Below are 20595 nucleotides of genomic sequence, written 5' to 3'. Positions count from 1 at the left end.
GGAGGATTTCCGGCTCGACCTAGAAGTCGATGCTTGACCAACGGGTTAGCCTCGAACCGAGTGACCTGTTTGGAGTATTGCTACGCTAACAGTTGCCATAGCGCTTAATCGGCCTCAAAATCGGCGGTTTCTTTTCTTACGGTTGCATGCGCGCTTATTTGGACGGAACAGCCCCTCTACCTACGAAATAACGGGGAATAGGCTCGCTGGCAACCGTTACATTTTTCTAACCCCATTTTTACCTAAATAGCGTCGCTCACAACCGTTAGCATTTTCGCCCGCTTGTACGCACTCGCATCTGCTCCTCCGGCGAAGCACCGATATCGGTTTTGATCCGGAAGCCCCGTTAATCCCCGGGTTGGGGCTTTAGTACGTTATTTCAGGATCTTCCTACTAGGGTTCCGTTAGCCTCACCCCGCCTACGCTTCCGACTCCGGGCCCTCCTGACGGTCCAGCCACTGCTCGGTGAGCTTGTCCAGCCGGCGCAGCCGGTCTTCGTAGGCGAAAATGGCCGCCGCGACGGTTAGCAGACGGGTCCGGGCGACGGGATCCGCCGCGCCCTCGTTGATCAGCTCGGTGAGCAGAATCGTGCCCTCGGGCGGCGGCGCGGCGGCGGAGGCGTGCGACTTGAGCTTGCCTTCCCACTTCCAGAGCAGCTGCTCGTGATAGCTGCACAGCGTCTCGATCTGACGATCCACAAGACGGCTCCAGGAGCCTTCCGGCGCCGCCGGAAAATAGTATTCCTCCACCGCGTCGACCAGCGTGACGCCCCGCTCCAGCGCCGCCAGCATCGCTTTGTACACGACAAGCAGCCGCGCGCGGTGGACTCGCGACTTGCGGCGGAGCACCCGCTCCTCCGCGAACAGGTCGTAGAAGCCGTCGAGCTTACGCAGTTGGGCCCGAAGGGCGGACAGCTCGTCCTTGAACACCTTCTCCTTCAGCTCGTTGGAGACGGAGGTGCGCAGGAGGCGGGACAGCTGCGACTGGGCATCCTGAACAAAGTTCAAAAACCGGCTGCGGTGTCTCGGCGGAGCGATGGCGATATTGACGACGAACGACGAGACGATCCCCGTCAGCAGCGCCGCGAGACGGTCCCAAATGAGCGGCCAGCCGAGGCCGTGCGCCTCCATCAGGACGACGACCGTCACGACGGTGAGGCCGATCGTCTCCTCCGCCTTCAGCCGAATGCAAAGCAGGATGACGAGGATCGCGACGAGGCCGATGGCGAGCGGACTGCTGCCGAAGAGCCAGACCGCGAGCAGCGCCATGCAGGCGCCGATCAGGTTGCTCTGCAGCTGCTGCAGCACCTGCACCCAGCTGCGGTAAATCGACGGCTGGATCATGACGATCGCCGCGATGGCCGCGATAAGCGGCGATTGAAGCCCGACCAGTTCGCCGACCCAGAGGGAGATCGCCACCGCGAGCCCGGTCTTGAAAACGCGGGCGCCGATCTTCATGGCGAGCCGGCCTCCTCTCCCGCGAGCCGGATCTCCGTCTCGGCGACGGCCTGTCCGTTGGCCACCAGAACGAGCCGATGGACGCCCGGATGGTGGCGGCGGGTCGACAGGTCGGCGAAGGCGTGCCGCCGCGTCCCGCCGACGGCCTCGCCGCCGGCGACTTCGCGCTCGCTCAGCTTGAACAGCTTGCGGTATGTTTTGCCGCCGGGACGCGGATAGTCGACCGCCAGCTCCAGCCGGAGCTTGGCCCCCGCTCCCTCCGGCATGCGGAGCGCATAACGGACCTCGGCCGCTCCTCCGAGCGGTACGACGACCGGCGATGCCGACCAGGCGGTCACCTCGATGTCCGCGAGCGGGGGCAAGCCGAACAGCATCAGCGCCTCGGGATCGGCGGAGCGCCGGATGAGGCTGCGGCACGCATGCCGAAGCATGGCGTCCGTCAGCGGATCCTCGCCGTGCCATCGCTTGGCCAGCTCCAGCACGAGGGCGGGATGGTCCTTGGAAATGTCGTTGAGGTTGTTGGCGACGCTGCGCCGGACGTATTCGGACGGGTCGGCCTTCAACGTCTCCAGGATCGGCAGAATCGGCGAGGGATCCCGTTTAAATGCCGGCAGCGCGTCCGCCCACGGCAGCCTGGGCCTGCAGCCCTCGCTAGCCAGCCTTCGCACATGCTCGTTCGGATGACGGCTCCAAGTCTCCATCTGCGCCATCATCCGCGCCGGGTCCCGCTCGATGAACGGGCGCACGGCGAACTCGGCCGTAGACAGCGCCGTGAACTTCTCGAGCGCCCGCATCGACCGTTCCCAATGCGCCAGTCCGAATCGCGCCACGAAGTCCGGGAAAAACAAATACGGAAACCCTTGGCACACATCCGCGATCCCTTCGAGTATATCCAGCGCTTCCTCGTACCGATCCGGCAGCTCCGCGCCGAGGCTTTCGGCGATGCGCCGGATCCGCCCCTTGAGCTCGAGCGCCTCCCAGCCTTCTCCCATGACGCGCCGGACGAAGCCGTCCGCGTCGAATGCGGCCCAATGCCGCTTGACCTGCTCGCCGAACTGCCGCAGGAAGTTGTCGTCGTATATCGCTTTTAGCGGTTCGGCCATGCTTCAGTTCCCCCTTGCCCGATTCCGTCGGTTCGTTCGATCCCTTATTATAACATCCGCCGGGCCTTCTCCGCTCGGTCCGACCTGTCGCCGATGCCCGCCGCCCGGCAAATCTTGGCGCCAAGCGCGCCAAGGTATGCCGAAACGAAGGCGGTCATCGCGGTCGTCTCCAGCACTTCCTCGATCGTCTGGAGCAGCCGCTCGGCGTCCTTGTCCAATTGGCGAATGTCGATCGTATCCAGCCCGACGGCCACCGCCGCCACAACGACCCCGAAAGCAAAGAACGCCCGAGCGCTTCTGCGGGCGCTTAGCAATCGCCACAAGCTCCACATCGCGATCAGCCCGCATACGGCATAGATCGGGATCAGCCAGTCCCCCGCTTCCATCCAGGGCAGCAGCCGGATTCCGGTCTGCTTGAAGTACCGGTCCCGCAGCCGTTCGTGGATCGCGAACCGCTCATCGAGCGCCAGCCAGGCAAAGGCGGCCGCGACGACCGTCCAGGCCAGCCCCTGCCGGCGCTCGAGAAACCGGATGCGCCGTCTCGCGTTCGGCCCCGTATCGGCAAGGAGCTCAGGCGCGCCCGCCGCCAGCAGGGCGTTCAAACCCGCGATCGCAGCCGCCAGCACGAGGAGCACGCTCTCGAGCCAAGCCTGGGGTGTCGTTTCCGCCGCCACGTAGGTCCAATACCGCGGCCAGCCCGCCGCCAACATCCCGCTCGTGAACGCGGCGACGGCCACCCACAAGGCGAGCAGGAGCAGCCGCTCCGCCCGCGTCCAACGGTCGGACGCCCGCTTGCGATCCTGCCGCATCATCGGGCATCCACCAGACGGCGCGGCTCCCCGGCGGCCATCGCGCACAAATTGTCCACCCACATCTCGTATCCGCGCTCGATCACCTCGGCCGAGTACCAAGCGGTATGGCCCGTCTGCAGCAGCCGGCCCTCCGCAATCTGACGCGCCGCCCGCGCGTCCGTCTCCGCCAGCGGAAAGCGGTCGTCTACCGCGTAGCCCCGCAGCCGGCCCGCTTCGATCGCTTCGACGACGGCAAGCGGTTCCACGAGTGCGCAGCGCGAAACGTTGATGAGCGTCGCTCCCGCCTTCATCCGGGCCAGCTCCGACCGGCCGATCGCCGCCTCTCCACGCCACGCCGCCGGAAAATGCAGGCTGACGATGTCGCTCGAAGCGAGCAGCTCGTCCAGTCCGACGGCCGCCACGCCCTCCTGCTCGCGCTCCTTCGGGTCGTAGGCCAGCACGCGCATGCCGAAGGCTCGCCCGAGCTCCGCCACGCGGCTTCCGATGCGTCCCGTCCCGACGATGCCGAGCGTCTTGCCCCTCAGCTCGAAGCCGAGCACGCTCGTGCCGGCCGGCACGCGTCCCCGCACGCGATCCTGGCTGAGATGGATGCGGCGGGACATCGTCAGCATCAGGCCGATCGCATGCTCCGCGACGGACACGGTCGAATAGTCCGGCAGATGGCTCAGCCGGATCCCCCGCTCCCGAAGCCAGGCGGTGTCGATATAGTCTACGCCGGTCGCGAACACCGCGATGTCCGATAGATGCGGCAGCCGGGACAGCCAACTCTCGCCGATGACCGGGACGGAACGCGGCGTCAAGCCGCAAACCTGCGCATCCCTCAGCAGCCGGACCAGCTCGTCTTCGGAAATCGGCGACGCGGCCTCGACGAACGTCGCGCGTGCCGCGGCTTCCAGACGCGAAGCTTGCGCTTCCGTGAACGTAGCCCTCCCTCGGGCCGTGAAGACCACCATTTGCGTATCCGCCAACCGAGTTCACCCTCCCGCTCTCCGTTTCTCCATATCCTTCCACTTCACTATAACCCATTTTCGCCTCGTTTGGATCGAAGATCTCGTCCTTTCGTCCCTAATGGCTGCATTCCGCGCCAAAAACGAATCGAGCCCGACGCCAGGGACGACCTCTCGGCCGCCCGGTGATCGGGCTTAGGTGTGCCTATCGGAGGGGACGAGCGGATTCGGAGGCCTTGGGAAAGAAAAGTGAATCGGAGAAATCAAGAGACGGCGCGGGACGGGAATGTCGCGCGAGGGCGGAAATCGGGGATGACGGCCGGGAACGGCTCGATCAACCGCTCTTCTTGATGCTGCTGGCTTCCGGATAGCGAAAGGGGAACGTGATCACGAAGGTCGTGCCGCTGCCGAGCTCGCTGTCGACGCGGATGCTTCCCTGGTGGTTGTCGACGATTTTGTAGCTGACCATCAGACCGAGGCCCGTGCCTTTGTCTTTGGTCGTATAAAACGGTTGTCCCATCTTGGACAGCTGCGTCTCTTCGATGCCCGGTCCTTCGTCGGAAATGCGGATCTGGACGGTATCGTCCACGCGCCGCATGCGCACCCGGATCGCCCCGCCGTCGACCATCGCTTCGATCGCGTTTTTGATGACGTTAATGAACACCTGCTTGACCTGGTTCTCCACCCCATACACCCATAGAGGGTCGGGTCCGAAGTCCGTCTCGATCATGATGCTGTGCAAAATCGCCTGCGTCTCGAGCAGCGTGACCGTCTCTCTCATGCTGCTGCGCACGTCGTGGTAGGACAAGTCGTAGACCTGCGGCTTGGATAGCATGAGCATCTCGCTGACGATGCCCTCGATCCGGGTGAGCTCCGACTTCATGATGTCGTAGTAAGTGCCGGAGTCCTTGCGTCCCGATGCGAGCAGCTGCAGAAACCCCTTCAAAGAAGTGAGCGGATTGCGGATCTCGTGGGCGATGCCGGCGGCGAGCTGGCCGGCGACGTACAGCTTTTCGGAGTTGATGAGCAGCTCCTCGTTTTTCTTGCGCTCGGAGATGTCGCGGATGATGACCTGTATGGCAGGTTCGTTCTCGAGCGTCGTCATGAGTTCCACGATCTCCGTGTTCAGCATCTTGCCCTTCAGCGTATACCACTCCTGCTCAAGCGGCCCGCTATTGCCCGTGATGACGAGATTGTGCATCCGCTCCCGCACCGCCTCGTGATCCTCCGGACGGAGAAAGGCGAAGATCGAAGCGCCAAGCAGCTCGCTCGGCTCCTCCGCCTCGAACATGCGCAGTCCCGCCGCGTTGACGAACACCCACTTGTCCCGTTTGAAGATGGCGATCGTGTCGAGCGAATTTTCGACCAGCAGCTTGTACCGCTCGTCCATCTGGTTCATCCGCTTGTCGATGTACCAGGTGAACAGCGTGGACACCAGAAGCAGCAGCATGCCCAGGCCGATGATCAGCGTGAGCAGGTTGATGTCCTGATTCATCTTGTCGACGCTGGCGCCGTAGAAAGGGGACAGGTACTCGATCTGCAGCGCCTTGGAGCCGAGCAGCTGCTCGACGAAGACCGAGAATCCGAGTACGAGGCTCGCCAGCCAGGTGAAGCGCTCCGCCGACAACTCCGACAGCCAAAGCGAGGCGTACGTGCCGCTGAACAAAAAGAGCAGCGACAGCACGAGCAGCGAAGGCTCGACGACCGGCGCGCGAATCGGCTGACCCAGCACGCTGAAGTAATTCATGAAGGTGACGCCGAAGCCGAGGATCAAGCTGCCGACGAGCAGGCGGTAGCGGATGACATTGTGGAAGGTAAGCATGACGAACGCCATCAGCGAGAAGAAAATCGTGAATAGCAGCGCGACGGGCATGCTCCAGGTGATGAAGATCGGCTCGCCCTCCGCGAGGATGCCGACGAAGTGCTTCACCCACATGCCGATGCCGAAAACGAATGCGCCGCCTAACAGCCAAAAGACGCGAAATTGATTGTTTTTGCGCCTTAGATTGCCGGTGAAGTTAAACATGGTATATGATGCGAGTATGCTGATTAACAGCGCCAGCAGCAGAAAACTAGCGGACCACACCGCTCCGGTACCGTTCATAAGCCAATCCCTCGCATCTTCAGGCTAAAATGACAATTATTTCGTGATAAACTTAATCTTCGACGGATTTTCCAAAAATCCTCTCCTAATTCTAACCAAAAAGTGGAGGTTATCGGCATGTTTCGGCAAACTCTTACCGAATTCAAAACTTTTGCCATGCGCGGCAACGTCATCGACCTCGCGGTCGGGGTCATCATCGGCGGCGCCTTCGGGCAGATCGTCAACTCGCTCGTCAACGACATCGTGATGCCTCCGATCGGGCTCCTGCTGGGCGGCGTGGACTTCAAGGATCTGTTCTGGCAGATCGGGGCGACGCCGGTGAAGGATAACGTCCAGGTAACGATCGATACTTTGGATGTGGCAAAGAAAAATGGCGTGCCCGTCATCGCCTACGGCCAGTTCATCAACATCATCCTGAATTTCCTCATCATCGCGTTCAGCGTCTTCATGATGGTAAAAGTCGTCAACAAGCTGACCGCGAAAAAGAAAACGGAGGAAGCGGCTCCCGAGGAACCGACGTCCAAGGAGTGCCCGTATTGCCTTTCCGTCATTCCGCTCAAAGCCTCGCGCTGCTCTCATTGCACGTCGGTGCTGGAAGAAGGCGCCGGACAAGCCGGTTAAGGCTTGTCTAACGACTGGAAGGCGCGCAATCGCGGGGGCTGGGAATTCGTAAGCGGCTGAACGATGCGAGGAGTGGGGATATGGCAGAGCGGTTCGACATCTACGATGAGCAAGGCCAATGGATCGGCACGGCTACGCGGGCGGAGACGCATGCGAAGGGGCTGTGGCACCGCTCCTTTCACTGCTGGCTGGCCAGGCGCGGCGAGGATGGCCGGGCTCGGATCTTGTTTCAACGGCGCACGGCGACTAAGGATACGAATCCCGGGTGCTACGACATTACCGTAGCCGGCCACCTGTCAGCCGGAGAGACGGTCCGGGACGCGGCGCGAGAGATGGAGGAGGAGATCGGCTTCGCGGTGCCGTTCGAGCGGCTGATCCCGCTCGGAACGTTCCGCGAAGAGGACAGCGGCGTGGCCGGCGGCGTGCCGTATATCGACCGCGAGGAGAGCGTCGTCTTCGGCTGCCTGACCGTGCGCGCTCTGAACGCGTTCCAACTGCAGCCGGAGGAAGTCGCCGGCCTGTACGAAGCGGATGCCGAGGCGCTGCTCGCGCTCGTTCGGGGGGAAGTCGCCTCTGTGCTCGCCCGAGGCGTCGGGCTGACGAAAGACGGACGGCTCGCCCCGGTGGAGGCGGAAGTCTCGGCGGACGCCTTCGTCCCGCGCGATCCGGCCTACTATATTCGCTGCTTCGAGGCGCTGAACGCCATGGCGACATCCGACTTGGAAGCCTTCGACGAGACATGAAAAGAGGGGCATACGGTTCGTTTACGAACCCGTATGCCCCTCTTTTTTCGTGTTAGCGTGCCTCATCTTATGCCGTCAGCCCTTTTCGACGCTGACCGGCAGGTCTGGCGGCGCATCGCCCGGCCATCCTTGCGTTATTGGACCCGATGGACCTGCACATAGTCGTCGATCGTATCCCGGATGACGATGCCCGCTTCCGCGGTCTTTTCAATGCCGTTGCTGTACTTCACCTTAAAGACGAAGGTGTACGGACCTTCGGGAAGCTCCGTCAACGGGCGGCCGTAGTCCCGGCTCTGGATCGTCCCTTTCCAGAATACCGGTCTCGCCGCGTCCGTCGTACGCAAATCGGCTCGCAGTCCCTGCTCCGCCTGCACCGTCACGGACAGCGGCTTGGTCTCGGAAGCGCCCGTATCCGTTACGGAGGCTTCCAGGACAAACGCTTCGCCCGCCCAGAACCAGTGAGCCGGACGCGGGGACTTCGGGTTGGCTTCGTTGTAGCGCAGCCGGTTCGCTTCCCACGCCTCCGTATGGCGCACCGCACCGGTGATGCCGAGCGGCCATACCTTGACCGTCTTGCGGACGGTCACCGGTGGCGCAATCCGGTCGCTTACCGTCATCGTGACGGTCCAATCGCCGACCTCCAACGTCCGCAGCGTCGGAGCGGTCGCAGGGTATGGATACTTCAAAACGTAGCTGTAGCTTTTCTTCTCTCCCGAAGGAGAAACCAATTCGTAGATGACGTCCAGATCGTCATGATCCGGGTCGTCGACCTCGGAGCGGAACGCGACCGTATCCCCCTCGTACACGAGTGTCGGCGTCCACCCGAAGTCGCCTGTAGGCGGCCGATTCGTCACGAAGTAAATGTACGCATACTTGCCCATATTCCCCGCGCGATCCCAGTCGACGACCATTAATCGATAGGTTTGACCCGGAATGAGGCCTCCGACCTCATAGGACCGCGAAGCGTTGGGCAGCGTCACGTAGTTCTCGGCAACCCCGTCTCCGTTCAAATCGATGTTCGTTGTAGAGCCGTCGGCGTTCACCTTTTGCATATAGAAACGCCTGTAGTCGTGCCCGGACGACGGAGCTGCATCCTTGAAAGCATCGAATGTAACCTTGACCGACGTGGGCTTGATGTCGAGCACTTCGTTCGTGTCTTCCGGCTGCACGGTATCCACGAAGAAGAATCCGTTCGTCGAATAGGGTCCCCATTGATAACCGTCGTGCGCCCGCGCTCGCCATATCTGCAAGCCCTCCGGCAGCGGAGATGTCGGTTTGTAAGATATGGCCGAAGTCGCGGTTTCCGTGTCCACTACCTTCAAGCCCAATTCCGCCAGGAACGTCTCGTAATCCACGTACCGGATCGGGTCGTTCTCCGGATCTTTGACCGACACCTGGAACAAAGGCTGATTGGAATTGATGTAGATAGGGTGATCCGCATCCGGTCCGTTATAGTTCAGGAGCGTCACGATTGGCGGCTTGTTGATGATGAAGTATACGATGTTACTCGGGTCGGACCATGCTCCCTTTAAGAAGACGCGACCCTGTACCTTGATAACCCGCCCGGTATCGAATGTTCCTTGGGCAGCTTCGAAAAACTTATCGGAGCTAGCTTGCTGAATGAAGAACGCCGTTTCCCCGCTATCGACGTACGTAAACGTCAGACTGAACATCTCCTGCGGGTCGTTTTGTGCATCGTAGTAATTCCAATGCGTGGTCGGGTCCTTCAAATACACGGTTGGGTTAGTCGCAGTGCCATTCGGAACCGTGATCATCATCGACGGCTTGGTCTGATTTATTGGGTTAAGTGCATCTTTGTAGAGACGTTGTTCCGCCCAATAGGACCATGCCCCATGGATGTCCTGAACCTGCTCCTGGATGATGAGCTCCACGCCTGGCCGATTGTAAAAATTCCGCTGCCCATAGGTCCAATTCGTTTCATCTCCCCAACGTGTCCGGAAAAGCCGGTCTTGAAGCCTTCCGGGAACGTCCAGATCGTACGATTGGTCGTTCGTTAAGTAATCCAACGCTTCGCCTTCCGGATAAACGATCCCGGTAAAGGTCACGTTTGGCACCGCTACCGGCCGCCGATGGACATACAAGGTTTTGGTAACGGGCTCGGAGAACAGTCGGTACCCCTCGAAGCCTGGATCGTCTTGCGCTCGGAACGTGATCTCGTACTTGCCGGGCTTGTCCAACGCATTGATCGTTTCGCTAAACGTCTTGCCGTCATAGGCGCTGACACCTTCAGGGTTTTCGAAGTAGTACTGGTTGTGACGGTATGTCCACTCCTCCGCGTGCTTCGGATCTCCCTCGATGTCGATGAACAGCTTTTCGTACATGATCGGATCTCCGACGAGCGCCGTTTCGTAGGTCGGCTGCGGAACCGTCGTCCCGTAATTCGTACGCTTCATATTGCTAAAGGACGCTTGCTGCTGGCCAAGCGACATGATGCCTGCCGATCCTTTGGTGAACGTGTTGTCGTTCACTTCGAGGCGAAGGACATTATTGACGAATACCTTTAGCACCCCTGCAACGGACTCGATTTTTACCGGGTAAGCAATATAAGGCGAACGATTCAACGGGTTCGCTTGGAGCAGCGTCTTCGTTCCGTTTACCACCCGGTACAAGGATAGGGTGTTGTTGGTCCATTCGACCGCATACATGTTTTTCTCGTCTTGGATCTGAATCGCGGCTCCAACCGTTTTGTCGTTTGCCGCATGGTTCACCCCGACATTGAATTCGAGCGTTTGGTTGATAAACTTGGATGCCGGGTCGTACGTTAAACCGCCCCAGTCATCGTCAATGATTTCGACCGTATCCGCATTTTTGCCAATCGGGAAGTTATTCGATGTCTTCGAAAGAAGCGGCGAAACCAGCGTCGGGTACACTTGGGTTGCGTTTACAATTTCGCCCATTTGATTGCCGCCCCAGTCCCTAAGCTGGGTGAAGATGTACATCGATCCGTTCGGCAGAATATTCGAATACGACGAATTGGAATAAGGGTATTGCCTTGGCGGTACGTATGTCGGGTACTGCAGCTGCTTAACCAGCGTCCCGTTTTTGAAGAAGGATACTTTGTTATTCTCGATCCGAGCGTCAGAAGAATTGGCATCTTCCCGGGTTGTAAACGGGACAATGCCAATATCCGACCCGTCAGACTGGCCCCAATAACGCAATGCTGTGGTTGTAAAGTAGTAATCCCACGCTAAATTGTGCATATAGCCTCTATATTGCTGGTTGTACCACGGGACGTTCCCATCCGACTTATAGACTGGATTGGAGAACAGCAGATTCTTGTCCAGGAACGAAATACTCGAATATTCCCACGTGTTCCCCAACGAAGACATATTGCTGGAATCGAAAGCAAAGAGGCCTTCTAACTCCTGCCAAGCCCTCCATAGGGTATGCGTATAAACTTTGCTGCCGTCATCGGACACGATTGGGTAGGAGGAAAATCCAAGTCCCCAGTCGAATGAGCCTTTGACTACGCCGCTTGGATTAATCCCAAACAGGATCGTATTAAATTGGGTACATCCGTTACAGGTGCCGCTAGATCCGCCCCAAGGCGTCTTGTACTGCGCGGATACATAGGCGCTCCCATCACGAGCTAGCGTCAGATATGCGCCAACCATGTCACCCCCAACGCGAGACATAACGGCATTGTAGAGCACGGTTTGATACTGCAAAGAATAATGAACGAGATGTAATTTCAGATCCAAGCCCAAGCCTACATAGTATATCGACTTGCCATCGCTCGAAAATTGATAATCATAAACCGCTAAACCGCTGGCCCCCGGATACGCCCTCACGATTTGCCCATCAAAATCATAAACGACAATGGACGTTCCTGCTAATGTATAGATGTTCTCGTCAGGGCCAATCCCTAAGAAGTATCCGTACTCCGGGGAATTTTTTGTGACGTACCAGGTTTTTAATACCGTTCCCGAGTTTGCATCATAGACCTGATATCTGAACCCGCATTTATCGTATTTCGGATCTGTACAGTCCCATGCAGAATAAGGTCTGACTTCTCCAACCGTTAACATCTTCCCCGTGCTTGTAATTTGGTTAGAGATAACAGGAGCGACAACCTGGTAGCTTTGCATTTGGCCGCTACCGTTCGGTTCAGAGAACGCATCACCAAGAGAGAGTCTCCAGGGATCTTTTAGCTCCAAGTTGTCAGGGTTAAGGTCATACCGGGATTGTGCGTTTGCCCCTTTCCCCGAATCCGGAAACCCAACGAAGAAGTTGGCTTTCACGGCAGCCTTCGTTGAGAGGGTGGAGGCATCCGCTTTCCAAGCCACTTTATTTGCGTTGCCGCCCGTGTAAGGCTTTTTGAACACCCATGATCGCAGAATGGACTCCGGCGCGTAATTCGTCACAGGCGGGCCGCTGTCCGGATCTTGACCCGGTTGCTGGGTGATCCCATAGGCGTTGAAGTTAACCGTTGGAGCCAGGTTTAAAACATCGATCGTTACGATATTGGATGTGGCCGACAAGCCATACTCTTCCTTAACGGTAGCTCGATACTGCCGCTTGCCTACGGTCGTATATTTCGCCTTGTAGGTTAGCGTAAAATCGCCATCGTAAACGGTTCTCCAGCTTTCGTCCTCGAAGTTGCCGTCGTTGTTAGAATCGTACCGTTCTTCGAGCTTGAGATACGTAATGTTGTCGTTGTCCGGGCTATACGCGTCGATGTAGATCGTCGTGTCTGCGTTGCGGTATGTTTCCTCCGGAGCGACCAGTTCAACAACCGGCGGCTGATCCGGAACCACTTCGAGTATCGTCGATCCCCATTCGCTCACGCGCCCTTGCGAATCGTAGACCTTCCCTTCGATGGAATAGTTGCCGAGCTCCGTAGGCGCTACAGTAGGCCAGCCGGACGTATAAGAGTCGGCGTCTTCCTTTTTGTAACGCATCTCGTCTTTGTCGTGGTTGATCGTGACACCGCGATCCGCTAAAGGCGTAAACGAATTGAGCAAGTCATATGGCCGAGGCAGAGGGCGCCCCTGAATCCAGCGGCTAATCCCGGATACGACAGCAGTCGGCCGAGGGTCAATGACGGTCAAGAATGCTGTGCTGTTCGCTTCGTCGCCGTACGAATTGGTTACTGTGATTTTGGCGGAGTATACGCCCGGCTCCGAAAACGTTAACGGTCCTACGTTCATGCCAGAAGAATCGGAGACCAGCGGTTGTAGGTTCGGGGAGAACGACCAACTAAAATTGTCGTATCCGAACCCGGTGCCTTGGATCGTGGAGGTTTCTCCCGTAATGATCGTGCTCGGGACAAAAACGGCATTAACCCCGATTTCCGGCTTTGGCGGTGGCCGATTATCGTCAACCTGAATCGTGAGATGTGTCCACTCCGACACTCTGTTATTGGCGTTGGTGACGCGGAGCTCAACTACAAAAGTGCCTTCCTTGGCGAAATCGTCTACGGTCGGTTTACGATTCAGCTTGTTTTCACCGATCGGAGGCTTAAAGCGCCACTCGCTTTTTACGATCGCGGAGCCATCCGGAGAGTATGACTTCTCGCTCCCAAGCTTCGGGTCCGTATTGGGCTTTATAGTGATGTTGGACTTCTCTTGGTTGTCCCCTTCCAAGTGGCTGATGATGGCGATCGGGTCAACCGGTTCGGCCGGCTGTCCTGGTTGTCCCTTCACATTCACCATAATCTGAAACGGATAAACGTTGTTGTCCTCATTGGTTTCTTGTACGATGCCGGTTATGTCAACCTTTGCACTTAGATTCTTCAATCCCTTGGTGGCGAAAGAAGTGTTATAGGTCGCGACAGTTGTAGCGCTCGGAGCCAGGTTCGAGACTCTAACGTTCGGAACCGTTACTCCGAACAGACCGATCTCGAACGGTCCGCTGTTGGCATCCCCCAAGTTTTTCGCCGTTACCTTGATCGTTACCGGATCATTCACGTATACCGCAGCTGGATGATCAACATACGTAATCGTCAGGTCGATGGTTGGAACATTCGGAACGATGGGGATCAGCGGCTTTACAGGAAAGGTCTGATACCACCATTTGCCGTCCCCGCCCATGCTCCACATTTGGACCGAACCCGGAGAAAAGCTTGTTGGCGGAGTAAGAATAATTGCATGATTTAGAAGAGTAGTTACCGTCCAGTTATTTCCTGATAGGCGGTTATAGCTGTTGAGCCAGTTACCCTGTGTGTAGGTATCTATCATGTTGTCTTTTATTGCATTGACAATCGAGAGGTTAGATCGGTATGAGTCTATGTGCAAGTTTCGTCTCATACCTTCATCCTCATCCCAAGGCTTGGTAATCCAGCGCTTGCCGATGCTTCCGGTTACATCCACGTCGTGAGGGAACTTCCAGTTCGTAAACAGATTCCCCTGGGTATCCCAGCCTAAGTAACGCTTCTGCCCGTTCCGCATGTCGCTATTACCTGGGACATCACCCGGATCACCATATACTACGATAGCCTCCCCGTACCCCATTTTATTAAGAAGATATTTCTCGTTAATTTGTCTTCCGCTAGCTGTTTCGGGAATCCCGTATTTTCGCAAAACGGCTTTCGCTTCTTCCGATAATGTAGCCGCGCTAGCTGTGTGCGTCGAAACAGGAAATGACTGAAAGGCAATGACGACAATCAAAAGAAATGAGAGTAACTTAGATAGCTTACATTTCAAAGAAGTCACTCCTCGTAAATGACAATCGACAAACCAACATTGTCATTGGGCTTATACGTTATAAATTTATGGTTATCATATTTCGCCTCCGAACGGTTCTCATCGTTACCGGGAGTATAGGTGGTCTTGCTTACTCTGACGCTATCCTTATAGGCTTTTTCATAGGAAGAAGGCAGATAAACCTTTAAGAGATCTTTTAATAAAGCTAGCTCTTTTTCGCCTGTTTCATACATTTCAATGCGTAAGAGTTTTTTGGATGAATTGTATATTATTTGGAATATTATATCATCGTAGCTTTCACCATTTCCGGAATGAACAATGACAGCCCCGTCAAAGCCTTCTGCAACGGTACCGTATTTGTTTTTGGCGGCGTTAACCATATCCATAATCGATTGTGTCGTCTTCGGGAAGCCCGTTACTTTTACCGGAGGTTTTGGAGCCGATTCCGGATTAAGTACGCGTGAGATCATGACGACTGCTTCGGCGCGAGTCGCGTTCTTGTTTTCTCCCATCGTGCCGTCCGCGTAGCCGCTCAAAATGCCCAGAGACTTCGCCACGGCCACATATCCCTTGCTTTGCCCTTCATCGTTTTTCCCAAGCGCCCGTACAGCCATCTCCGCGATTTCGCCGCGCGTGATTTTTTGGTTAGGCTTAAACTCGTCGTTCGGATACGCACCGGCGACAATGACACCTTGATTCAGACCCGTTGCAATGTACGGCCGGAACCATCCGGTATCGTCCGTGAAAGACGTGTCTTCGTCGGTAACATTGAATTTCATGGCGCCAATGAGCGCTTTAAGAAACTCTGCGCGCGTAATGTTATTTTCCGGCTTGAAGGATTGATCTGCGTAGCCTCCGATCCAACCTACCCCTACCGCGCTTTGAATGTAAGACTTCGCCCAATGCTTCGGAGGCACATCTGTAAATTTGACATCTGTGGCTGCCGCAACAGAAGCAGCAAAGAGAATATAAGCCAGACTAAAAGTGACAGTTGCTTTTGCCATTGTTTTCATCATAAATCCCTCCAAGTTTGATGAGCTTTAGGGAAGCAAAATCCTCATAACGCAAAAAAGGAAGCACGAAGACGTCTATCATTCGTCTGCGGGTGCTTCCTCGCAAGATGCTATCCTATTTTTGGATATTATACGTCTAATCCCCTTTTTTCGTCAACATTCGATTTGGAACAGGACGTCGGTCGCGGTACCGAATGACCTTTTCAACCCCGCCCTCCGAACTATCCACACTCTCCCGAACAACTTTCGTCCTACTTCCACTCCACGAAGCTTAGCTGCACCTGACTCCATGCGAGTGTGTCGTCTACGACGCGCCCCTCCCACCAGGTGCCGTCCGCCGGCTGCCGGAAGAGCACCTCGAGCCGGCCGTCGCCGTCCGCATCCCAGACGCGAAAAGGGCGGCCGTCGTCCAGACGCCCGAATGCGGAGCTGTCTCCGGCGGTACGCCATATGAGCTCCGTCCCTTCAGGACGTCCCAGCTTCCATTGACTCTCCTCCGGCACGTAGCGCAGCATCTCGTCGTCGTTCCGCTCGAAGCGCCCGTTCCAGTAGGACAACCCCTCGGCGAACCGGCCGAGCCCTTCCCAGTTCTGGTACCAGCGGTCGATCATGCCATGGATGTTGTAGAAGATCGTGCTGCGAGGCGAAATGTCAAAATCCTGAAGATCGGGGTCGCCGTACAACTCTGCCGCTCCCTGATGAATGCATCCGTGCATGCCCGAGCCTTCGATCAAACGCCCCAGCTCTTCGGCCGATCGAATCGTCTGCGGCTGATAGAGAATCCGCGCTTCCGCCCGCTGATCGTAGCAAGGCGATTGCCGAATCTGTTCCGGCACGGACGTCCACGGCGCGACCAGCGCAGGATCGTAGCCCTGTTGGTTGTACCACGCGAGCGCCTTGCGGATGTAATGGCGGTGAAACTGCAAAAATGCCTGCCCGTATCCCGGCGGCAATCTCGTCACATCGTCTACGTGATTGGCATGATGCCAAGTCATATGCTCATCCAGCAGCGCCTGCGGAAAGTTCGGTATCGTCGGCACGGCCACCGCTCCCTTCGTCCGGACCATCTGTCGCGTGAAGGGCGGCAGATGGTGCCTAGTTGCTGCCAGTATATGCAGCTAGCTAGGCTAGGCGTGACTAGAGGGTAATGCCGCCAACGATCACTGTCATTCGATGATCTCAATGCGGCGCAGACGCCAGATCCGGTAGACGTGCGTGACGACGACCTTGAGCAGCGCGTAGCTCGGGACGGCGACAAACATCCCCAGCAGACCGAACAAGCTGCCAACGCACAGGAGCACGATGATGATCGTGAGCGGGTGAATATCAAGCTTTTTGCCCATAATCTGGGGGGAAAGGACGCGGTCTTCGATCTGCTGGGCGATCACGATCACGATGATGGTCTCGACAGCCATCCATGGCGAGTCGATGAACGCCACGATGACGCTCGGCACCGCCCCGATCAGCACGCCGACGTACGGGATCACGTTGAGAAACGTGAACACGATCGCGAGCAGCAGCGCATACGGCAGTCCGATGATCAAATAGCCGATGAGCATCAGGATGCTCAGACCGATGCTGACGAGAATCTTCCCCTGGATGTAGGCGCTGAGCGCGGAGTCCATTTCGTACATGATCTGTTTCGCTTCTTCGTCATGCTTGTCGGGCACGAGCTTGATGACGAATTCCGGCACTTTGTACCCCGTCTTCAGCAAATAGTAGGCGATAAAAGGCACCGTCGACAGCAGCAGGACGATGTTGGAAACGAAGCCGATAACGCTGTTGAACGCGTTGCCGGTATTCGAAATGACGCCGTTCACGAGGTCCGGGATCTTCGAAGTCAGATCGATTTGGTGTTCCTTCAAATACCTGGCCGCCCATTCGTTTTGCTGGAGCTTCGCGACCTGAGCCTCGGCTAGTCTGACGAGCTCGGGAAGATTGTCCATCAGGCTGTCGATCTGGGTGCGGATGATCGGGCCGATCAGCATGATGAGAAAGGTGACCAGCGCTGCGAGGGCCAGATAAACGACCGCGATGGCGAGTGAACGGTTCACCCGCTGTTTCTCCAGCAGATTGACGATCGGACGCAGCAAATAGTACATGATAACCGACAGCAGCATCGGCAGCAGCAGCGTCTCCAAGACTTTCAAAAACGGCTGAAAAATAAAGTTTACTTTGGAAGCGAGAAGGATAATCAGCAGTACGACGATGATGCCGTATCCGATACGGAAATATTTGCCCTGCGGCATAGACGTTCACCCGGCTTTCAATTTGGTTACCTCTTTAGATATAACCTTCGCCGGATTGTTGGAAACTCCTGTCGAACGAGACGCGCCGAAACATTTCGGAAACGAAATCGTATTATAGGTACCTTTAAACGCAGGAATGGGAGGATGGCGGATGAGCAAATTGGTATTCGCGGTCGGTCTATCGGCATATGGAGCCTTCGAGAAAGTCAGGGACTCGCACGACGCCGAATTGGTGCACGAGGAATATCATGACCTGGGGGACGGGCGGGGAATCGGAACCTTGGTATTTGAAAAGTACTACTTCCGCACGAGCAACCGGGCGGCGCTCGTCGTCATCGTGGATAGCCTGCGCGGAGAGACCGAGGTTCGGGCGGTGGCCACCGGAAGCTCCGAGGGCTTGTTCTTCAACATCGACTGGGGTGCGGGAAGCAACTTCGTCCGCAGCGTCGCCGACATTCTCGAAGACGACATCACGGCTTGGCGGGAAGAGGATTGAATAAACAACGATGGAAAAAGGCTCCCGTGCGGTCAAACGACCGCCGGGAGCCTTTTTGCCGGTGCGGATTGCGTTATTGGGGAGGCAGGCCGGCCGCCTTGCGCACCTCGTTGGCGAGCCGGTTGAACTCGTCCTTGTCCTGTTGGTTGATCGCCGCGAACCAGGCAGCCGACAGGAACTTGATGATCTTGTTGGCGTCATCCGCAGTCATCGTGACCGCCTCCTCTCCGTTCGTATTCCACCAGCCTTCGTTGCCGAACGATCGATTCAGATCGACGGTCACGCCGACCACTTGGACGTTGTTCTGGTATTGATAGATGTTGGCGGATTCGCTCGTCTTGCCCCTGCTCCAGGCGTATGTTTGCCAGAAATTGCGGCAAGCCTTGCGCTTCGCCATCTCCTCGATGACGGCGTAAGAGCCGTAAACGCCGGTCTGATAACCCGGGATCTGGGCGGAAGCCGCCCGCAGATAAGCTTCGATCGCGTTGAAATCCGAAGGGGAAGCGTCGTAATCCACCGCGAAGTAAATGGTGCTCCCGAGTGGTTGACCGATGCTCCGCGCCTCCTTGTAGGCGGCGGTCCCATCGCTCTGCCCCGCGGGCGCGCCGCCTTCCGGACGGTTGGCGGACGTCTCGAAGACGGAGACGATCTGCATGCCGGCGGCGGTAATCGCCTGGGCTTCGGATGGAGTCAGACGTTTCCAAGCGTACGTATCCGGCACCAAGTATCGTGCTGCGAACTTGTATCCCGCTTTCGCGATCGCTGTTGCCGTCTGCTCCGTGAGCGGCGAGGAGCAGTCAATTCCTTGGGTCATTGCATCGTTGCCTCCCTTCTGACGCAGCCATCTGACATAGGGTATTCGGAGAGGGCGCTGCCGGTTGCATCCGGCGGTCCGTCAGGAGAGACCTTGCCTTGCAAACTCGGACCAACTGCTGCGCTACTGACCGGGGAGACCGGCCGACGACCGCACTTCATTCGCCAGCCGGTGGTATTCCTCGCGCCCTGCCGGCGAAACGGCTGCATCCCATCCGGCCGACAAAAAGCGAATGATCTTCTCCGCGTCGGCTTCCGCGATCCGATAGGGCGCAGGGACCGTCGGCTCGCCGACGCCGGTCTGATCGTAGGCATAGAGATGGTATTCGTCCATGAGCTGGATGAGCTTGTCGGCGTATCGCGGATCGGTCGCATAGCCAGCCGTGGCGACCGCTCTCGCTGCCTTGCGCCCGTCCGCGCGTAGAACGGCTGCGTACCGCTTGGTCTGGAGCAGTACGGAGTGATCGGCGATCGAATCGTTCCAGCTGCGGTACGCGCGGAAAGTTGCCGGCATTTGCACGAACTGCCCGTTCACGTACTCGGTCGTCGACATCGTCACGCTCCCCGCGGGGCCGGCGCCTTTGATGCCGAACAGATTGTTCGCCTGACGCGTCAAGCCGCTCGTGCCCCAAGCCGATTCGAGCGCGGCTTGCGCGATCGTCAGCGACGCCGGTATGCCCGTGCGCGCTTGATCCGCCTGCGCGGCGGGGGCGATCTTCGCGATAAACGCGGCAGAATCGGGCATGCGTCTCCCTCCTTTCTCCAATGTGCATGTCATTAGCGTATGCTTGGACGCCCGGTCCGCGGAACGGCGGATGTCCGGCGGCATTCGGCTACTCGGCTTGCCGGCCGCCCTTTTCCCCGCTCGAGGCGCCGGGCGGGTTCATCGCCTTGTGCTGCATCTGTCCCGCCGCGGCAGCCACGAGGAAGCCGTTGGCCAGCGATAGCAGATACAGCCGCCAATCCCGCCCGTTCGCCCCGGCCGCCAACTGCGCGACGACCAGGATGAGCGTTGCCACCCCTACGGCGAACAGGTCGGTCGGCAGCTTTTCCGCGACGCGGTCCAGGTAGTTTTTCGTATATTGGACGACAAAAAAGGTCAACAAAGAAGCGCCCCCCATCGTGGAGAGCGCCTCCCAGGTGAACAATTGGCTGGATTCCATCAGGGTGCCACCACCTTCCAGAGGAGACCGATGGCGGTCAGGAACAATCCGATGACCGTCAATGTCGTGCCGATCAGCCAACGCTGCCCCGCCCGCCGTTTCTCGTTCTCGCTGTCGATCCGGGCGTTGAGCGCCCGGACCTCGTATTCGTAATGCTTGGCCGCTTCGTCCAGGCGGCGGCTCTGCTCGTCGATCTGACGGTTCGCCGTGCGCGTGGACTGCAGGGACTCCTTGGCGGTGTCCCTCGCCTCCTCGGCCATCTTTTTGACTTCGTTCATATTGTCGATCTTCGTCTCGACTCGGACCATGCGCTCCCGAATTTCGGACAACACTTCCTCGCTAGACATTCGCCTCACCTCGATCGGAATGAAGTAGGCCCCGCCATTCAGCGAAAGTTCCGTGGGTCGCG

16 protein-coding genes are annotated in these 20595 nt (G+C 57.7%); 3 read left to right on the top strand and 13 right to left on the bottom strand.

The window, feature by feature from the left end:
* Nucleotides 1-419 precede the first annotated feature (419 nt).
* The 5 genes from LKX83_RS16935 to LKX83_RS16915 form a co-directional block, all read right to left on the bottom strand.
* Nucleotides 420-1457, bottom strand: a complete 1038-nt coding sequence (locus tag LKX83_RS16935; RefSeq protein WP_227883471.1) for an aromatic acid exporter family protein — start codon at nucleotides 1455-1457, stop codon at nucleotides 420-422.
* Nucleotides 1454-2560 (bottom strand): DNA alkylation repair protein, encoded by a 1107-nt coding sequence (locus LKX83_RS16930; RefSeq protein WP_227883470.1) that lies wholly within the window; start codon nucleotides 2558-2560, stop codon nucleotides 1454-1456. The genes LKX83_RS16935 and LKX83_RS16930 overlap by 4 nt, the downstream gene beginning before the upstream one ends.
* 47 nt (nucleotides 2561-2607) lie before the next feature.
* Nucleotides 2608-3372 carry a hypothetical protein gene (locus LKX83_RS16925; RefSeq protein ID WP_227883469.1) on the bottom strand — a complete coding sequence of 255 codons (765 nt, stop codon included), beginning with the start codon at nucleotides 3370-3372 and terminating at the stop codon, nucleotides 2608-2610.
* Nucleotides 3369-4340, bottom strand: coding sequence for a 2-hydroxyacid dehydrogenase (locus LKX83_RS16920; protein ID WP_227883468.1), 972 nt, complete (start codon nucleotides 4338-4340; stop codon nucleotides 3369-3371). The genes LKX83_RS16925 and LKX83_RS16920 overlap by 4 nt, the downstream gene beginning before the upstream one ends.
* 313 nt (nucleotides 4341-4653) lie before the next feature.
* Nucleotides 4654-6423, bottom strand: a complete 1770-nt coding sequence (locus tag LKX83_RS16915; protein WP_227883467.1) for an ATP-binding protein — start codon at nucleotides 6421-6423, stop codon at nucleotides 4654-4656.
* 117 nt (nucleotides 6424-6540) lie between these two features.
* On the opposite strand from LKX83_RS16915, the gene mscL reads away from it, so the two are divergent.
* Both mscL and LKX83_RS16905 read left to right on the top strand, forming a co-directional pair.
* Nucleotides 6541-7044, top strand: a complete 504-nt coding sequence (mscL, locus tag LKX83_RS16910) for a large conductance mechanosensitive channel protein MscL (RefSeq protein ID WP_227883466.1) — start codon at nucleotides 6541-6543, stop codon at nucleotides 7042-7044.
* Nucleotides 7045-7124: 80 nt separating this feature from the next.
* Nucleotides 7125-7787: an NUDIX hydrolase gene (locus LKX83_RS16905; RefSeq protein ID WP_227883465.1), complete on the top strand. Its 663-nt coding sequence runs from the start codon at nucleotides 7125-7127 to the stop codon at nucleotides 7785-7787.
* Nucleotides 7788-7921: 134 nt separating this feature from the next.
* On the opposite strand, the gene LKX83_RS16900 is transcribed toward LKX83_RS16905, so the two are convergent.
* The 4 genes from LKX83_RS16900 to LKX83_RS16885 all read right to left on the bottom strand — a co-directional run bounded on the left by LKX83_RS16900 (nucleotide 7922) and on the right by LKX83_RS16885 (nucleotide 17714).
* Nucleotides 7922-14452, bottom strand: a complete 6531-nt coding sequence (locus LKX83_RS16900) for an Athe_2463 domain-containing protein (RefSeq protein ID WP_227883464.1) — start codon at nucleotides 14450-14452, stop codon at nucleotides 7922-7924.
* Nucleotides 14453-14457: 5 nt separating this feature from the next.
* The gene (locus LKX83_RS16895; protein WP_227883463.1) at nucleotides 14458-15465 is read right to left on the bottom strand and encodes an S-layer homology domain-containing protein; all 1008 of its coding nucleotides are present in this window, start codon (nucleotides 15463-15465) and stop codon (nucleotides 14458-14460) included.
* Nucleotides 15466-15716: 251 nt separating this feature from the next.
* Entirely contained in the window at nucleotides 15717-16505 is a 789-nt protein-coding gene (locus LKX83_RS16890; RefSeq protein ID WP_227883462.1) for a hypothetical protein, read from the bottom strand.
* Between the two features lie 126 nt (nucleotides 16506-16631).
* Nucleotides 16632-17714, bottom strand: coding sequence for an AI-2E family transporter (locus LKX83_RS16885; RefSeq protein ID WP_227883461.1), 1083 nt, complete (start codon nucleotides 17712-17714; stop codon nucleotides 16632-16634).
* Between the two features lie 151 nt (nucleotides 17715-17865).
* Between LKX83_RS16885 and LKX83_RS16880 the strand changes: the two genes are divergently transcribed.
* Nucleotides 17866-18210 carry a DUF6054 family protein gene (locus tag LKX83_RS16880; RefSeq protein ID WP_227883460.1) on the top strand — a complete coding sequence of 115 codons (345 nt, stop codon included), beginning with the start codon at nucleotides 17866-17868 and terminating at the stop codon, nucleotides 18208-18210.
* Nucleotides 18211-18283: 73 nt separating this feature from the next.
* Here LKX83_RS16880 and LKX83_RS16875 read toward each other — a convergent pair whose 3' ends face one another.
* From LKX83_RS16875 to LKX83_RS16860, 4 genes are all read right to left on the bottom strand, one after another.
* Entirely contained in the window at nucleotides 18284-19024 is a 741-nt protein-coding gene (locus tag LKX83_RS16875) for a DUF1906 domain-containing protein (protein WP_227883459.1), read from the bottom strand.
* Between the two features lie 123 nt (nucleotides 19025-19147).
* Nucleotides 19148-19768: a glycoside hydrolase family 73 protein gene (locus LKX83_RS16870; protein ID WP_227883458.1), complete on the bottom strand. Its 621-nt coding sequence runs from the start codon at nucleotides 19766-19768 to the stop codon at nucleotides 19148-19150.
* A gap of 88 nt (nucleotides 19769-19856) precedes the next feature.
* Nucleotides 19857-20186, bottom strand: a complete 330-nt coding sequence (locus LKX83_RS16865; protein ID WP_227883457.1) for a hypothetical protein — start codon at nucleotides 20184-20186, stop codon at nucleotides 19857-19859.
* Entirely contained in the window at nucleotides 20186-20533 is a 348-nt protein-coding gene (locus LKX83_RS16860; protein WP_227883456.1) for a hypothetical protein, read from the bottom strand. The genes LKX83_RS16865 and LKX83_RS16860 overlap by 1 nt, the downstream gene beginning before the upstream one ends.
* Nucleotides 20534-20595 lie beyond the last annotated feature (62 nt).

The organism is Cohnella baijiui (assembly GCF_020731285.1).
Classification (GTDB): Bacteria; Bacillota; Bacilli; order Paenibacillales; family Paenibacillaceae; genus Cohnella.
This window is presented reverse-complemented; position numbering and strand designations above follow the sequence as displayed.

What these genes read in the sequence shown, in the direction of transcription:
- LKX83_RS16935 (WP_227883471.1), bottom strand. Translation starts at nt 1,457, where the DNA reads ATGAAGATCGGCGCCCGCGTTTTCAAGACCGGGCTCGCGGTGGCGATC.
- LKX83_RS16930 (WP_227883470.1), bottom strand. Translation starts at nt 2,560, where the DNA reads ATGGCCGAACCGCTAAAAGCGATATACGACGACAACTTCCTGCGGCAG.
- LKX83_RS16925 (WP_227883469.1), bottom strand. Translation starts at nt 3,372, where the DNA reads ATGATGCGGCAGGATCGCAAGCGGGCGTCCGACCGTTGGACGCGGGCG.
- LKX83_RS16915 (WP_227883467.1), bottom strand. Translation starts at nt 6,423, where the DNA reads ATGAACGGTACCGGAGCGGTGTGGTCCGCTAGTTTTCTGCTGCTGGCG.
- mscL (WP_227883466.1), top strand. Translation starts at nt 6,541, where the DNA reads ATGTTTCGGCAAACTCTTACCGAATTCAAAACTTTTGCCATGCGCGGC.
- LKX83_RS16905 (WP_227883465.1), top strand. Translation starts at nt 7,125, where the DNA reads ATGGCAGAGCGGTTCGACATCTACGATGAGCAAGGCCAATGGATCGGC.
- LKX83_RS16895 (WP_227883463.1), bottom strand. Translation starts at nt 15,465, where the DNA reads ATGAAAACAATGGCAAAAGCAACTGTCACTTTTAGTCTGGCTTATATT.
- LKX83_RS16885 (WP_227883461.1), bottom strand. Translation starts at nt 17,714, where the DNA reads ATGCCGCAGGGCAAATATTTCCGTATCGGATACGGCATCATCGTCGTA.
- LKX83_RS16880 (WP_227883460.1), top strand. Translation starts at nt 17,866, where the DNA reads ATGAGCAAATTGGTATTCGCGGTCGGTCTATCGGCATATGGAGCCTTC.
- LKX83_RS16875 (WP_227883459.1), bottom strand. Translation starts at nt 19,024, where the DNA reads ATGACCCAAGGAATTGACTGCTCCTCGCCGCTCACGGAGCAGACGGCA.
- LKX83_RS16870 (WP_227883458.1), bottom strand. Translation starts at nt 19,768, where the DNA reads ATGCCCGATTCTGCCGCGTTTATCGCGAAGATCGCCCCCGCCGCGCAG.
- LKX83_RS16865 (WP_227883457.1), bottom strand. Translation starts at nt 20,186, where the DNA reads ATGGAATCCAGCCAATTGTTCACCTGGGAGGCGCTCTCCACGATGGGG.
- LKX83_RS16860 (WP_227883456.1), bottom strand. Translation starts at nt 20,533, where the DNA reads ATGTCTAGCGAGGAAGTGTTGTCCGAAATTCGGGAGCGCATGGTCCGA.